Origin of the sequence: Sphingomonas mollis (assembly GCF_016427505.1) — a bacterium.
Lineage (GTDB): Bacteria > Pseudomonadota > Alphaproteobacteria > Sphingomonadales > Sphingomonadaceae > Sphingomonas > Sphingomonas mollis.
Map to the genome: position 1 here is coordinate 425,035 of NZ_JAELXS010000002.1, position 12,733 is coordinate 437,767.

Consider the following 12,733-nt stretch of genomic DNA (forward strand, 5'->3'; position numbering starts at 1 on the left):
AACCGGTCCGGGATCGCTCCCGGACCGGACACCGCTTCAGTAGAAGAAGCGGTTATAGACCTGCACGACTTGGCCCGACCGGGTGTCCACCAGCACGACGTCATTGCCGTATCGGACCCAGCGCTGATAGCCATAACGGGGCGTGGCCAGTCGATAACGACGATAGTCGTTGACCCAGTAATCGCGGCCATAATAACCCGGCGCGAACCGATAGCCGACATTCACCGGGCGATAGCGATAGCCCGCCGGGCCGCGATAGATCGGCCGGCGATAGACGTCGGCATGGCTGCGGCGATAATCCCGCCAGTCCTCGCGCATTTCGCGGCGATCCTCACGCAACTCCTGTCGCGCATCGCGGATATCGCCGCGATCGCCACGCCGGATCGCGCGGTTCAGGTCGCGTCGATCCTCGCGCAATTCACGCTGATCGCGGCGAACCTCGCCATAACTCTGCGCGCTGGCGGCAACGGGGATCAGCATGGCGGCGCTCATGGCGGCCAGAATGATATGCTTCATCGATCCAACTCCTGTGCATCGTGCCGGCCGATGGGCCGGCATGACCATGGATATGGACCCCGATCACTGAACGGGATCAGACCACGCCGGTCAGGCAGTGGAAAGGTAGCGGCCCGATCCGGACAGGTTACATCTCGCCGCGCGACCGCCGGATCGCGTACCACTTCGCCACATTGGCGTTGTGTTCGGGCAGCGTATTCGCGAACACATGGCCGCCGGTGCCATCCGCCACGAAATACAGCGCCTGACTATCCGCCGGGTTCAGCACCGCATCGATCGACGCCCGCCCCGGATTGGCGATCGGCCCGACCGGCAGGCCGGGGCTGGCATAGGTATTGTAGCCGTTCTTCGCGTGCAGTTCCGACCGCAGGATGCGGCGGCCGAGCGGTCGCCCCTTCGTGATCGGATAGATCACCGTCGGGTCCGCCTGCAACGGCATGCCCATCCGCAAGCGATTGCCATACACCGCCGCGACGGTGCGCCGTTCGGCGGGCTTGCCGGTTTCCTTCTCGACGATCGATGCCAGCACGATCGCCTGTTCGGGCGTCGAGACGGCGATGTTCGGCTTCCGCTTCGCCCAGGCAGCGGCGAGATAATCGCTCATCGCCTTTTGCATCCGCGCCACCAGTTGCGCACGCGTATCGCCGCGCTGATAGGCATAGCTGTCGGGCAGGATCGATCCCTCGCGCGGCACCGCCACCGTGCCGGTCAGACCATCGGCGCGCATCACCGCATCATGGACCGACACCGATGGATACCCTTCCGGCACCGCGACCAGTCGCTGCCGGACCTTGCCCTCTTCGAGCAGCGCCAGCACGTCCTTCTGGCTCGCGCCGGCGGGAATCTCGTATTCGCCCGCCTTGATCGATCCCCCGCCGCCGAACACGCGGGCCAGCAGGCGGAACCGCGAGGCGGAGCGGATCGCGCCCGCCTGTTCCAGTTCGGTCGCCGCCCGGCCGAGGCTGGCACCTTCCGGCACCACCACCGACACCGGCCTGGCGGCGGGGCCGGTTCCTGCCCACATGTTGGTCGCGACCAACGCGCCGATCGCCACCAGCGCGATCAGGAGGACAAGACAGCCTAATTTGCGCATCGGCCGGTCAGATCGACCGCATCACCAGCGACGCGTTGGTGCCGCCGAAACCGAACGAATTGTTCAACACCGCGCGCACCTGACGCTTCTTGGCGACATGGGGGACGAGATCGACGCCGACGCAGCTATCGCTCGGATTGTCGAGATTCAGCGTCGGCGGCACGATCTGGTCGCGCAGCGCGAGGATGCAGAAGATCGATTCGACCGCCCCCGCGCCGCCCAGCAAATGGCCGATCGCCGACTTGGTCGACGACATCGACACGGTCTGCATCGCATCGCCGAACAACCGCCGCACCGCGCCCAGTTCCAGCTCGTCGCCCATCGGTGTCGAGGTGCCATGCGCGTTGATGTAATCGATATCGGACGGCTCAAGCCCCGCCTTCTTCAACGCCATCTGCATCGACCGGAACGCGCCATCGCCCTCCGGATGCGGCGCGGTGACATGATAGGCGTCGCCCGACAGGCCGTACCCGATCACCTCGGCATAGATCTTCGCGCCGCGTGCCTTGGCATGCTCATATTCTTCCAGCACGACGATGCCGGCGCCTTCGCCCATCACGAAGCCGTCGCGATCCTTGTCATAAGGACGCGACGCCTTTTCCGGGGTGTCGTTGAAACCGGTCGACAGCGCGCGTGCCTGTGCGAAGCCGGCGATGCCCAGCGGGCATACCGTGCCCTCCGCGCCACCCGCCAGCATCACATCGGCATCGTCCATCGCGATCATCCGCGCGGCATCGCCGATCGCGTGCGCGCCCGTCGAGCAGGCGGTGACGACCGCATGGTTCGGTCCGCGCAGGCCGTATTTGATCGAAACCTGACCCGAAATCAGGTTGATGAGGCGGCCATGCACGAAGTGCGGCGACACGCGGCGCGGCCCCTTCGTATGCAGCACGATCGATTCGCTCTCGATCCCCGGCAGGCCGCCGATACCCGATCCGATCGAACAACCGGCGCGCCAGCTTTCCTCGACCGTCATGTCGGTCAGCCCGGCATCTTCCAACGCCTGTCCGGCGGCATCGATGCCATAGATGATGAAGGGATCGACCTGACGCTGCACCTTGTGGTCCACGCGCTTGCCCGGATCGAAGCCATATTCATGGGTAGCGGGCTTCACCTCGCAGGCGATGCGACACACCTGATCGGACGCGTCGAAACGGGTGATCGGCCCCGCTCCCGACTTCCCCGCCAGAATGTTCGCCCAGGCCGTCTCGACATCAGCGCCGAGCGGCGTCACGAGACCCAAACCGGTCACGACGACACGCCGCATACCCACTCTCCATTCCATCATAACAAAACGGCCCCCCGCCCTCTCAGCGGGACGGGGAGCCGTTCGGAACCCGTACCCCGAAGGGTGGGGCAATCAGTACCTTACGACCAGTACCGTGAGGACGAATGCCTCAGGCCCGATCCTTAGGCCTTGTGCTCGTCGATATAGGTGATCGCGTCCTTGACGGTCGTGATCTTCTCGGCGGCATCGTCAGGGATCTCGACGCCGAATTCCTCTTCGAACGCCATTACGAGTTCGACGATATCGAGGCTGTCCGCACCAAGGTCATCGATGAAGCTCGCTTCCTCGGTCACCTTTTCGGCCTCTACGCCGAGATGCTCGACGACGATCTTCTTCACGCGGTCGGCGGTCTCGCTCATGGTAGTCCCTCTTCGTTCTGCAGAGATTGGTATTTCCTGAACGCACCTAGAACGGGGCTGGTGCCGTGGCAAGTGCCCCGTCCGGCGCATCAAACCATCGCCATGCCGCCATTCACGTGCAGCGTCTGACCGGTGACGTACCCGGCCTCGCGGCTGGCGAGGTAGACGACGGCGGCGGCGATGTCCTCGCCCGTGCCCAGATCGCCTGCCGGGATACGGCCCGTGAGCGCGGTTTTCTGCGCCTCGGGCAGCACGTCTGTCATTGCCGAACGGATGAAGCCGGGGGCGACGCAATTGACGGTGATGCCGCGGCTGGCGAGTTCCTGTCCCATCGCCTTCGACAGGCCGACCAGACCCGCCTTCGACGCGGCATAGTTCGCCTGCCCCGGATTGCCGGTCTGCCCGACGACCGAGGTGATCGAGATCATCCGCCCGAACCGCGCCTTTATCATCGGCTTGGCCGCGGCCCGCATCAGCCGGAACGCCGCCTCCAGATTGACGCGGATGACCGTGTCCCACTCCTCGTCCTTCATCCGCATCGCCAGATTGTCGCGGGTGACGCCGGCATTGTTGACGAGGATATCGAGCCGCCCGAGCGCGGCCACCGCCTGCGGCACCAGCGCATCGACGGCAGCGGGATCGGACAGGTTGCAGGGCAACGCGACATGGTCCGCGCCGCCCAGCGAGGCCCGGAATTCCTCCAGCCTGGCCTCATTGGACCCCGACACCGCCAGCCGCGCCCCCTGCGCCGCCAACCCCCGCGCGATCGCGGAACCGATACCGCCGGACGCACCGGTGACGAGGGCGGTCATGCCTGAAAGATCGAACATCGGTTTAGTCTCCTGTCTGATTTTGTTCGCGCAGAGGCGCGGAGGACGCTGAGGGGCGGTGGTTATTGACCAAGCGTCGCACGCCTTCTTTCAGTGTTTCGCCACCGAAGTTTATTAACAGCCCGACGGGCTGCCGGGTCAGGCGAAGATATGTCAGAAGTTGCTTGGCGTGGACGGGCAAAAGCCGTTCGATCGATTTGATCTCCACGACAAGTCGACCATCGATAAGCAGATCGATCCGAAAAGCGCCTTGAATCCGCAATCCCTCGAACTCGATGTCCACAGGCTTCTGCCGCTCGACTCCATAGCCCATCCGACCCAGACGGGCTGCGAGAACCGCTTCATAAACACTTTCCAACAGGCCAGAACCCAGATCGCGATGCAATCGCAGGGCAACATCAAGCAGGTCGCCACTGATTGCATCGATATCCTTCAAGACCTTCTCTTCCTCCGCGTTCTCTGCGCCTCTGCGCGAAACATCCTGTTTTCTACAGTCGTTTCAGCAGCGCCTCGATGTCGTCCATGGACGTGACGCTGATCGCCTCCACATCGGGCGCGATGCGCTTGACCATGGGACTCAGCACCTTGCCACCGAACTCCACGAACTCGGTCACGCCCGCCGCCGCCATCGCCAGCACCGATTCGCGCCAGCGGACCATGCCCGTCACCTGCGCGACGAGCGCGGCGCGGATGGTGCCGGGGTCGGCGATCGCGACGGCGTCGACGTTGCAATAGAGCGGCACCAGCGGCGCGTTCAGCGTCACATCGACCAGCGCATCGTCCATCGCCGTCGCCGCATCCGCCATCAACGGGCAGTGGAACGGCGCCGACACCGGCAACAGAACCGCCCGCTTGGCGCCCAGCTCCTTGGCCAGCGCCACCGCCCGCTCGACGGCGACCCGGTGGCCGGAGATCACGACCTGCGACGGATCATTGTCGTTGGCGACGGTGCAGACCAGCTCGCCCCCGCCCTCCGCCGCAATCGCGTCGACCGCCGCGCCGGCGATCGTCTGCGCCTTGTCGAGATCGGCGCCCAGCAGCGCCGCCATCGCCCCCTCGCCAACCGGCACCGCCGCCTGCATCGCGCGGCCGCGCAGTTTCAGCAGGCGCGCGGTGGTGCGCAGATCGAACGACTGCGCCGCACACAGCGCGGTATATTCGCCGAGCGAATGGCCGGCGACATAATCAGCCTTGTCGGCCAGCCGGATGCCGCCTTCCCGCTCCAGCACGCGCAGCGTCGCGATGGCGTTCGCCATGATCGCCGGCTGCGCATTCTCGGTCAGCAACAAATCGTCCGCCGGCCCCTCGGCCATCAGCCGGAACAGGTGCTGGCCCAGCGCCTCGTCGACCTCGCCGAACACCTCGCGCGCGGCGGGGCTGGCATCGGCCAGCGCCTTGCCCATGCCGACCGCCTGGCTGCCCTGGCCGGGAAAGATGAACGCACGCATCGGCCTCTCCTTAGGATCAATTGAGGCCGCGCCCTTACGGACGGCCGTCGCAACAGGCAACCTGATCGCGCCCCGATCACGCCGGCCGCCTTGCCTTTCGGGTGGAAGCGCGTATGAGGCGCGGCTCGGGGTGGCAGGCATGTGTCTGGCCGCCCCGTTGACGTACGAAGACAGCCGGAGGGGCGACCGCATGGGGCGGCGTCAGCGATCGGCCAACATAGAAGGTAAGACATGGCTCTATACGAGCACGTGTTCCTTGCGCGCCAGGATCTGGCACAAGCGCAGGTGGACGCACTGGCGGAAGCCGCTACCAAGATCGTCACCGACAATCAGGGCAAGGTCGTCAAGACCGAGACCTGGGGCCTGCGCAGCCTGGCATATCGCATCGCCAAGAACCGCAAGGCGCATTACGTGATGCTCGAAATCGACGCCCCCGCCGGTGTCGTCGCCGAGCTGGAACGCCAGACCCAGATCAACGAAGACGTCATCCGCTTCATGACCGTCAAGGTCGACGAGCTGGAGGAAGGTCCGTCCGCGATGATGCGCAAGCAGGAGCGCGATCGTGAGCGTCGTGGCGACCGCGAAGGCGGCGACCGTGGCTCGCGCGGCGACCGTGATGGTGGCCCGCGTGGCGATCGTCCCGAGCGCGCACCCCGTCGTGACGCACAAGAGGAGGCCGCATAATGGCTCGCCCGTTTTTCCGCCGTCGTAAGTCCTGCCCGTTTTCGGCCAAGGATGCCCCCCGGATCGATTACAAGGACGTCCGGTTGCTGCAGGGCTTCGTGTCCGAGCGTGGCAAGATCGTGCCGTCGCGCATCACTTCGGTAAGCGCGAAGAAGCAGCGCGAACTGGCCCAGGCCATCAAGCGCGCCCGTCACCTGGGCCTGCTGCCCTACGTCGTTAAGTAAGGAACGGACACATGGACGTCATTCTGCTTGAGCGCGTCGAGAAGCTCGGCGCCATCGGCGACGTGGTGAAGGTAAAGGACGGTTTCGCCCGTAACTTCCTGCTGCCGAACAAGAAGGCACTGCGCGCCAACGAAGCCAACCGGAAGGTCTTCGAGGCCAACCGCGCGCGCATCGAAAGCGACAATGCCAACCGTCGCGGCGAAGCCGAGACCGAGGCGCAGAGCTTCAAGGACGCATCGGTCACGCTGATCCGTCAGGCATCGAACACCGGCCAGCTATACGGTTCGGTCGCGGTCCGCGATCTGATCGAAGCGCTGGAGGCCGATGGCCACAAGGTGGCGAAGTCGGCGATCGTGCTGGACAAGCCGATCAAGTCGATCGGCGTGTACACCGTGAAGGTCGCACTGCACCCCGAGGTGTCGGTGTCCGTCAAGGTCAACGTCGCCCGTTCGCCCGAGGAAGCCGAGATGCAGTCGCAGGGCGTCGATGTCATGGCATCGATGTTCGAGCGCGACGAAGCCGGCTTCACCGAGGATTACGACCCGAACGCCGAACCCGGCGCGACGGCCGAAGTCCAGGACGAGCCTGCGCAGGGCTGATCGCCCCACGCCATCGACCGATAGAAAAGGCCGTCCGGAGCGATCCGGGCGGCCTTTTCTTTTGGTCGCCGATTTCAGGGGAATGTCAGTCCGCCATCATGGGCATGTCACGCACGCGCCGATGACGGCGGCCAGCGGGATGAGGGCGAGAAAGACGGGAAGAATCTGCTTCATGATCCACCGGATGACGAATGGCTGGTCTTGCCCGGAATAATGCGGCGAGGGCTGAAAGGTTTCCCGGCGATGAACGACGGCGATCATGTCGGGCATCGATTGTTAAGGTGCGCGGGGTTACGCTTCCCCATGCACCGCCGGACACCGACCACATGAAAGCGACCGAGCCGCTGGCGCTCCATCACAGCTGGCCGCTGATCGAGGCCGGGCAGCGGTTCGATCTCGGCTGGGTCCATACCTGGAAAGCGACACCTGCCGCATCCGCCGATCCGCGGGAGCAGCAATGGTTCGCCGATCGCGGGATCGGGATGTGGACCTACGACCTCCGCCACGATGTGCTGGAATGGTCGCCGGCGGTGTACGACGTCATGGGCTTCCCCCGCGGCGTCGTTGCCTGCCGGCCGGCGTCGCTGACGCTGTACCGTGAGGGCTCGCGTGCGGCGATGGAACGGTTGCGGGCGCATGCGATCCGGCATCGGCGCGGCTTCACGCTCGATGTCGAGTTGCAACCGGTCGGTGGCGCGATGCGGTGGATGCGGCTTTCGGCCATGCCGGTCTGCAACGGCGACCGGGTCGTGGCGCTGTCCGGAGTGAAGCAGGATATCTCGCACGAATATGCATGAGATCGGACGCCTTTCGATCCGGGCCGCCTGGGATATAGTATCGCCGATGTTCCGCCCGCTCCGAGTCGCTGCCGCTCTGGTCGCCCTTGCGACGACGGGCGGCGTGCAGGCGGCGTCGCTGCTCGATTATGTCGGCCAGTGCGTGCCGTTCGCGCGCGCCGCGTCGGGCATCCAGATCTACGGCGATGCCTGGACCTGGTGGGAACAGGCGGACGGCCGCTACCCCCGTGGCCATGTTCCGCGCGTCGGTGCGGTCATCGTGTTCGCCAAGACCAGCCGCCTGCCGATGGGTCATGTCGCCGTCGTCAGCCGCGTCGTCGAGAAGCGGGTGGTGATGCTCACCCACGCCAACTGGTCGCGGCAGAATGGCGAGCGCGGCCATGCCGAACAGGACGTGACTCTATACGACGTGTCGCCCGCCAACGACTGGTCCGACGTGAAGGTCTGGTACCGCGACAATGACGGGCTGGGCGGCGGCATCTATCCGGTGAAGGGCTTCGTCTATGCCACCGGCCGGTCGGCGGCGGAACTGACCGGCCGTCACCCGGACGACGTCGCGGCGTTGATCGATGCCTATGTTCCCGATGCGGGCATGCGCTGACCGGCATCGATGTTCCTGAATTTCCTCGACGCCCTGCGCGCGGCAGGCATTCCCGCCGGGCCAAAGGAGCATCTGGTCCTGCTGGAGGCGCTGGACGGCGAGGTCATCGATCGCAGCGCCGAGGAATTCTATTATCTCGCCCGCGCCACCTATGTGAAGGACGAGGGGCTGCTCGACCGGTTCGATCAGGTCTTCGCACAGGTGTTTCGCGGGGTCATCACGCCGGCTGACCCGGGCAATGCGGATATCCCCGCCGACTGGCTGGAAGCCATCGCCGAACGCTATCTGAGCGCGGAGGAACGCGCGAAGCTGCAATCGCTGGGGTCGTGGGACGAGATCATGGACACGCTGCGCCAGCGGCTGGCGGAGCAGCAAGGCCGGCATCAGGGCGGCAGCAAGTGGATCGGCACCGGCGGCACCAGCCCGTTCGGCAATGGCGGCTACAACCCCGAAGGCGTGCGGATCGGCGGCGAATCGAAAGAAGGCCGCGCGATCAAGGTGTGGGACCGGCGCGAGTTCCGCAATCTCGACACCACCCGCGAACTGGGCACGCGCAACATCAAGGTGGCGCTCCGCCGTCTGCGCCGTTTCGCCCGCGAAGGAGCGGCGGACGAACTCGACATCGACGGCACGATCGCCGGCACCGCCCGGCAGGGATGGCTGGACGTGCAGATGCGGCCGGAGCGGCGCAATGCCGTGAAGCTGTTGCTGTTCCTCGATGTCGGCGGATCGATGGACCCGTTCGTCACGCTGTGCGAGGAGTTGTTCTCTGCGGCGACGGCGGAGTTCAAAAATCTCGAATTCTTCTACTTCCATAATTGCCCGTACGAGGGCGTATGGAAGGACAATCGCCGCCGCTTCGCCGAGCGGACGCCGACCTGGGACGTCCTGCATAAATACGGCCATGACTATAAACTGGTCTTCGTCGGCGATGCGTCGATGAGCCCGTACGAGATCAGTCACCCGCACGGGTCGGTCGAACATCTGAACGACGAATCGGGCACGGTATGGCTGCAACGCCTGACCACCACCTATCCGGCCGCAGCGTGGCTCAACCCGCTGCCGCGCGAACAATGGAATTACACCGCGTCGGTCGGCATGATCCGGTCGCTGATGGCGGACCGGATGTACCCGCTGACCCTGGCGGGTCTGGATGCGGCGATGCGCGAACTCGGTCGCAAACGCTGATGGCGACCGACCGGACTTTTGATATGATGGCGGAGTCTATGGGAGAAGATCGATGCGCCTGATCGCCGCCGCCGCCATCATGCTACCCCTTGCGCCTGCCCTCGCCGCCGAAAAACCGGTCGTCACGCCGAAGGCCACACCGGCCCGGTGTACCGCCCCCATCGCCGCCAAAATGCATTCAGGCCCGCTCGCCTCGATGCCCAACGCGACGGAGATCAAGGCGCTGCATCGGACGATGAACGGTTGCCCCGCGCCGCTGGTCGGCCGTACAGATCTGGGTAGTAATAAATCAGCGGATGCCGATCGGCCCGACCAGCCGTTCACGATCACGCCGGGTCGCTGAAGGGGGTCGTTGAAGCAGCCGGCGGGTTCAGCCCGCCAGCGCTTCCAGCTTGCGCGTATAGCTCTCGACGAGGCGTAGGCGTCGCTCACGGGCCTCGGCGGTCAGTGCGCGTTCGGCGGCGGCTCGTTCGATCACCACGCGGCGGGCATAATAGCGATAGTCGGATTCCACGATTCAGCCCTCCCGAAGCGTCGTTTGATCCATGTTATACGCATCGACTCGTTAGTCGATGGTAAACGCGGCCGATCGCGACTGGGCGCCCCTCAAATGCGGTGGACGACACCGCCCGCCATGGCAGCGCCGACGCCGGTGGTGCCGGGGAAGCTGATCGGCAGATTCTTCAGCGTTCTGACCGCCATATAGGCGAATCCTTCCGCCTCCACGCCATCCCCGTTCCACCCCAGCGGGTCGGCCGGCTCGGCTGACAATCCACAACGATCCGCGATCATCCTCAGCATCGTCGGGTTGCGCCGCCCGCCGCCGACCACGAACAGGCGCCGGGGTCGCGCGGGCAGATGATGCAGCGCCAGCGCCACCGTCTCGGCTGTAAACGCGGTCAGCGTCGCCGCGCCGTCGGCTGGCGACAGACCACGCGCGGGCTGGATCGTGAAATCGCTGCGATCGAGCGATTTGGGGGCAGGCGCATCGAAATAGGGATGATCGAGCATCGCGGTCAGCACCGCCTCGTCCACCCGCCCGCTTGCCGCCAGCGCGCCGTCGGCATCGTACCGCGCGCCGCTATATTCGCCGATCCAGTCGTCGATCAGGCCATTGGCCGGTCCGGTGTCGAAGGCGACCAGTTCGCCATCTTCGCCGACGAACGTGACATTGCCGACGCCGCCGAGGTTCAGCACTGCGACCGGCTTCTCCAGCGCACCGACCAGTGCCGCGTGATAGATCGGCAGCAACGGCGCGCCCTGCCCGCCCGCCGCGACATCCGCCGACCGGAAATCGGCGACCGTCGTGATCGCGCACGCCGCCGCCAGCGCCGCGCCGTCGCCGATCTGCCACGTCCAGCCGCGATCGGGTCGATGCGCGACGGTCTGGCCATGGAAACCGATGACGCCGACCTCCTCCGCCGCCACGCCGGCATGACGAAGCAGCTTGTGCACCACCATCGCATGCGTGCGCGTGATGAGATCGGACGCCTCGACCAGCGGCGGGCTGACGCGCGGCCGGTCATAGGTCAGCGCGATCCGCGTCGCCTCGGCCAGTTGCGCGCGGGCATCGTCGGTATAGGGTTCGCCCCAGAACGCGACCGGGCGCACCGCCCCTTCGCCGTCGGTGTCGATGAGCGCGGCATCGATGCCGTCGAGCGATGTTCCAGACATGAGGCCGATGGCAAGCATGCCTCCGTTCCGAGCATAAAAGGACGGTGCTGGCAAATCGGCTCGTCCCGCATTATGTGGCAGGCATCCCATGGCAACGAAACTCCCCTCCCCGCCGCGCGTCGGCATGGTGTCGCTTGGCTGTCCGAAGAACCTCGTCGACAGCGAACGCATCCTGACGCAACTGCGCGCCGACGGTTACCAGATGTCGCCCGACTATGCCGGCGCCGACGTCGTGCTGGTCAACACGTGCGGTTTTCTCGATTCGGCAAAGGAAGAAAGTCTCGAAGCCATCGGCGAGGCGATTGCCGAAAACGGCCGCGTCATCGTCACCGGCTGCATGGGCAAGGAGGCGGAAACGATCCGCGCCCGCTTCCCGCAGGTGCTGGCCGTTACCGGCGCGCATCAATATGAACAGGTGGTCGAGGCCGTCCACGCCGCCGCGCCCGCCAGCCTATCGCCTTATATCGACCTGATTCCGGATGCCGGGTTGAAACTGACCCCGCGCCATTACAGCTATCTGAAGATTTCGGAGGGCTGCAACCACCGCTGCTCGTTCTGCATCATCCCCAGCTTGCGGGGCGATCTCGTCAGCCGTCGCCCCGATGCGATCCTGCGTGAAGCGGAGAAGCTGGTCGCGGCGGGGACGAAGGAACTGCTGGTCATCAGCCAGGATACGTCGGCTTACGGGCTCGACCTGCGCCATGCCTCCTGGCCGCTGAAGAGTGGCGGAGAAGTCAGAGCGCACATGACCGATCTGGCCCGCGAACTCGGCCGGATCGCACCATGGGTGCGGCTGCATTACGTCTATCCGTATCCGCACGTCGACAACGTCATCCCGCTGATGGCCGAGGGACTGGTGCTCCCCTATCTCGACATCCCGTTCCAGCATGCGGCGCCATCGGTGCTGAAGCGGATGAAGCGCCCCGGCAACGACGCCAAGGTGCTCAGCCGTATCCATGCGTGGCGCGACATCTGTCCCGATATCGCCATCCGGTCGACCTTCGTCGTCGGCTTTCCCGGTGAGACGGAGGCGGATTTCCAGTATCTGCTCGACTGGCTGGACGAGGCGCAACTCGACCGCGTCGGTGCGTTCCGCTTCGAACCCGTCGAGGGTGCCGCCGCGAACCTGCTGCCCGACCATGTGCCGGAGGAGTTGAAGGAAGAGCGATATCAGCGGATCATGGCTAAGACCGCCGCGATCAGCGCCGCCAAGCTCGCCGCCAAGATCGGCCGGACGTTCGACGTCATCATCGATGCAGTCGATGACGAGGGCGGCGCAACGGGCCGTTCCTATGCCGACGCGCCGGAGATCGACGGCGAGGTGTTCCTGCGCGATGCCGGGCACGTCACGGTCGGCGATATCGTGCCGGTCGCGATCGAGGACGCGGACGAGCACGACCTGTACGGCGTGCCCGTCGGCGCCTGACCGGTC

Annotated in this window: 18 protein-coding genes; 8 read left to right on the plus strand and 10 right to left on the minus strand. The window is 65.4% G+C overall.

Going from position 1 to position 12,733, the window contains the following annotated elements:
* Positions 1-36: 36 nt before the first annotated feature.
* The 7 genes from JAO74_RS05430 to fabD form a co-directional block, all read right to left on the minus strand.
* Positions 37-516: an RcnB family protein gene (locus tag JAO74_RS05430; RefSeq protein ID WP_199035893.1), complete on the minus strand. Its 480-nt coding sequence runs from the start codon at positions 514-516 to the stop codon at positions 37-39.
* A gap of 127 nt (positions 517-643) precedes the next feature.
* Positions 644-1,609, minus strand: a complete 966-nt coding sequence (gene mltG, locus JAO74_RS05435) for an endolytic transglycosylase MltG (RefSeq protein WP_199035895.1) — start codon at positions 1,607-1,609, stop codon at positions 644-646.
* A gap of 7 nt (positions 1,610-1,616) precedes the next feature.
* Positions 1,617-2,876 carry a beta-ketoacyl-ACP synthase II gene (gene fabF / locus JAO74_RS05440; protein WP_199035897.1) on the minus strand — a complete coding sequence of 420 codons (1,260 nt, stop codon included), beginning with the start codon at positions 2,874-2,876 and terminating at the stop codon, positions 1,617-1,619.
* Positions 2,877-3,019: 143 nt separating this feature from the next.
* On the minus strand, positions 3,020-3,256 hold the full coding sequence (locus JAO74_RS05445) for an acyl carrier protein (protein WP_056525888.1): 237 nt from the start codon (positions 3,254-3,256) through the stop codon (positions 3,020-3,022).
* 89 nt (positions 3,257-3,345) lie between these two features.
* Positions 3,346-4,086 (minus strand): 3-oxoacyl-[acyl-carrier-protein] reductase, encoded by a 741-nt coding sequence (gene fabG / locus JAO74_RS05450; RefSeq protein ID WP_199035899.1) that lies wholly within the window; start codon positions 4,084-4,086, stop codon positions 3,346-3,348.
* Between the two features lie 4 nt (positions 4,087-4,090).
* Positions 4,091-4,522: a GxxExxY protein gene (locus JAO74_RS05455; protein WP_199035901.1), complete on the minus strand. Its 432-nt coding sequence runs from the start codon at positions 4,520-4,522 to the stop codon at positions 4,091-4,093.
* Between the two features lie 52 nt (positions 4,523-4,574).
* Positions 4,575-5,534 (minus strand): ACP S-malonyltransferase, encoded by a 960-nt coding sequence (gene fabD / locus JAO74_RS05460; protein ID WP_199035903.1) that lies wholly within the window; start codon positions 5,532-5,534, stop codon positions 4,575-4,577.
* Between the two features lie 231 nt (positions 5,535-5,765).
* Between fabD and rpsF the strand changes: the two genes are divergently transcribed.
* Genes rpsF through rplI form a run of 3 tightly spaced genes read left to right on the plus strand, consistent with a single transcriptional unit; the run spans position 5,766 to position 7,041 of the window.
* Entirely contained in the window at positions 5,766-6,218 is a 453-nt protein-coding gene (gene rpsF / locus JAO74_RS05465) for a 30S ribosomal protein S6 (protein WP_199035905.1), read from the plus strand.
* On the plus strand, positions 6,218-6,442 hold the full coding sequence (gene rpsR / locus JAO74_RS05470; protein WP_007403456.1) for a 30S ribosomal protein S18: 225 nt from the start codon (positions 6,218-6,220) through the stop codon (positions 6,440-6,442). Before rpsF ends, rpsR begins: the two co-directional genes overlap by 1 nt.
* An 11-nt stretch (positions 6,443-6,453) precedes the next feature.
* Positions 6,454-7,041: a 50S ribosomal protein L9 gene (rplI, locus tag JAO74_RS05475; protein ID WP_199035907.1), complete on the plus strand. Its 588-nt coding sequence runs from the start codon at positions 6,454-6,456 to the stop codon at positions 7,039-7,041.
* 96 nt (positions 7,042-7,137) lie between these two features.
* On the opposite strand, the gene JAO74_RS05480 is transcribed toward rplI, so the two are convergent.
* On the minus strand, positions 7,138-7,311 hold the full coding sequence (locus tag JAO74_RS05480; RefSeq protein ID WP_199035909.1) for a hypothetical protein: 174 nt from the start codon (positions 7,309-7,311) through the stop codon (positions 7,138-7,140).
* A gap of 56 nt (positions 7,312-7,367) precedes the next feature.
* Between JAO74_RS05480 and JAO74_RS05485 the strand changes: the two genes are divergently transcribed.
* From JAO74_RS05485 to JAO74_RS05500, 4 genes are read left to right on the plus strand one after another with little or no spacing between them, the layout of a single operon-like run.
* A complete protein-coding gene (locus JAO74_RS05485; protein WP_199035911.1) occupies positions 7,368-7,838 on the plus strand; it encodes a hypothetical protein in 471 nt (156 codons plus the stop codon).
* 46 nt (positions 7,839-7,884) lie between these two features.
* Positions 7,885-8,439 carry a CHAP domain-containing protein gene (locus JAO74_RS05490; RefSeq protein ID WP_199035913.1) on the plus strand — a complete coding sequence of 185 codons (555 nt, stop codon included), beginning with the start codon at positions 7,885-7,887 and terminating at the stop codon, positions 8,437-8,439.
* A gap of 9 nt (positions 8,440-8,448) precedes the next feature.
* Entirely contained in the window at positions 8,449-9,627 is a 1,179-nt protein-coding gene (locus JAO74_RS05495; protein WP_199035914.1) for a vWA domain-containing protein, read from the plus strand.
* Positions 9,628-9,679: 52 nt separating this feature from the next.
* Positions 9,680-9,970, plus strand: a complete 291-nt coding sequence (locus JAO74_RS05500) for a hypothetical protein (RefSeq protein WP_199035916.1) — start codon at positions 9,680-9,682, stop codon at positions 9,968-9,970.
* Positions 9,971-9,997: 27 nt separating this feature from the next.
* Here the strand turns inward: JAO74_RS05500 and JAO74_RS05505 are convergent, their stop codons facing one another.
* Positions 9,998-10,141 carry a hypothetical protein gene (locus JAO74_RS05505; RefSeq protein ID WP_199035919.1) on the minus strand — a complete coding sequence of 48 codons (144 nt, stop codon included), beginning with the start codon at positions 10,139-10,141 and terminating at the stop codon, positions 9,998-10,000.
* A gap of 92 nt (positions 10,142-10,233) precedes the next feature.
* On the minus strand, positions 10,234-11,319 hold the full coding sequence (locus tag JAO74_RS05510) for an anhydro-N-acetylmuramic acid kinase (RefSeq protein ID WP_199035921.1): 1,086 nt from the start codon (positions 11,317-11,319) through the stop codon (positions 10,234-10,236).
* A gap of 70 nt (positions 11,320-11,389) precedes the next feature.
* On the opposite strand from JAO74_RS05510, the gene rimO reads away from it, so the two are divergent.
* Positions 11,390-12,727: a 30S ribosomal protein S12 methylthiotransferase RimO gene (rimO, locus tag JAO74_RS05515; RefSeq protein ID WP_199035922.1), complete on the plus strand. Its 1,338-nt coding sequence runs from the start codon at positions 11,390-11,392 to the stop codon at positions 12,725-12,727.
* The last annotated feature ends 6 nt before the right edge of the window (positions 12,728-12,733 follow it).

Excerpts from the sequence above, each read along its gene's own strand:
- rpsF (WP_199035905.1), top strand. The coding sequence starts at position 5,766 with ATGGCTCTATACGAGCACGTGTTCCTTGCGCGCCAGGATCTGGCACAA.
- rpsR (WP_007403456.1), top strand. The coding sequence starts at position 6,218 with ATGGCTCGCCCGTTTTTCCGCCGTCGTAAGTCCTGCCCGTTTTCGGCC.
- JAO74_RS05495 (WP_199035914.1), top strand. The coding sequence starts at position 8,449 with ATGTTCCTGAATTTCCTCGACGCCCTGCGCGCGGCAGGCATTCCCGCC.
- JAO74_RS05490 (WP_199035913.1), top strand. The coding sequence starts at position 7,885 with ATGTTCCGCCCGCTCCGAGTCGCTGCCGCTCTGGTCGCCCTTGCGACG.
- JAO74_RS05445 (WP_056525888.1), bottom strand. The coding sequence starts at position 3,256 with ATGAGCGAGACCGCCGACCGCGTGAAGAAGATCGTCGTCGAGCATCTC.
- mltG (WP_199035895.1), bottom strand. The coding sequence starts at position 1,609 with ATGCGCAAATTAGGCTGTCTTGTCCTCCTGATCGCGCTGGTGGCGATC.
- fabG (WP_199035899.1), bottom strand. The coding sequence starts at position 4,086 with ATGTTCGATCTTTCAGGCATGACCGCCCTCGTCACCGGTGCGTCCGGC.
- JAO74_RS05480 (WP_199035909.1), bottom strand. The coding sequence starts at position 7,311 with ATGCCCGACATGATCGCCGTCGTTCATCGCCGGGAAACCTTTCAGCCC.
- rimO (WP_199035922.1), top strand. The coding sequence starts at position 11,390 with ATGGCAACGAAACTCCCCTCCCCGCCGCGCGTCGGCATGGTGTCGCTT.
- JAO74_RS05500 (WP_199035916.1), top strand. The coding sequence starts at position 9,680 with ATGCGCCTGATCGCCGCCGCCGCCATCATGCTACCCCTTGCGCCTGCC.
- JAO74_RS05430 (WP_199035893.1), bottom strand. The coding sequence starts at position 516 with ATGAAGCATATCATTCTGGCCGCCATGAGCGCCGCCATGCTGATCCCC.
- fabF (WP_199035897.1), bottom strand. The coding sequence starts at position 2,876 with ATGCGGCGTGTCGTCGTGACCGGTTTGGGTCTCGTGACGCCGCTCGGC.
- JAO74_RS05485 (WP_199035911.1), top strand. The coding sequence starts at position 7,368 with ATGAAAGCGACCGAGCCGCTGGCGCTCCATCACAGCTGGCCGCTGATC.
- fabD (WP_199035903.1), bottom strand. The coding sequence starts at position 5,534 with ATGCGTGCGTTCATCTTTCCCGGCCAGGGCAGCCAGGCGGTCGGCATG.
- rplI (WP_199035907.1), top strand. The coding sequence starts at position 6,454 with ATGGACGTCATTCTGCTTGAGCGCGTCGAGAAGCTCGGCGCCATCGGC.
- JAO74_RS05510 (WP_199035921.1), bottom strand. The coding sequence starts at position 11,319 with ATGCTTGCCATCGGCCTCATGTCTGGAACATCGCTCGACGGCATCGAT.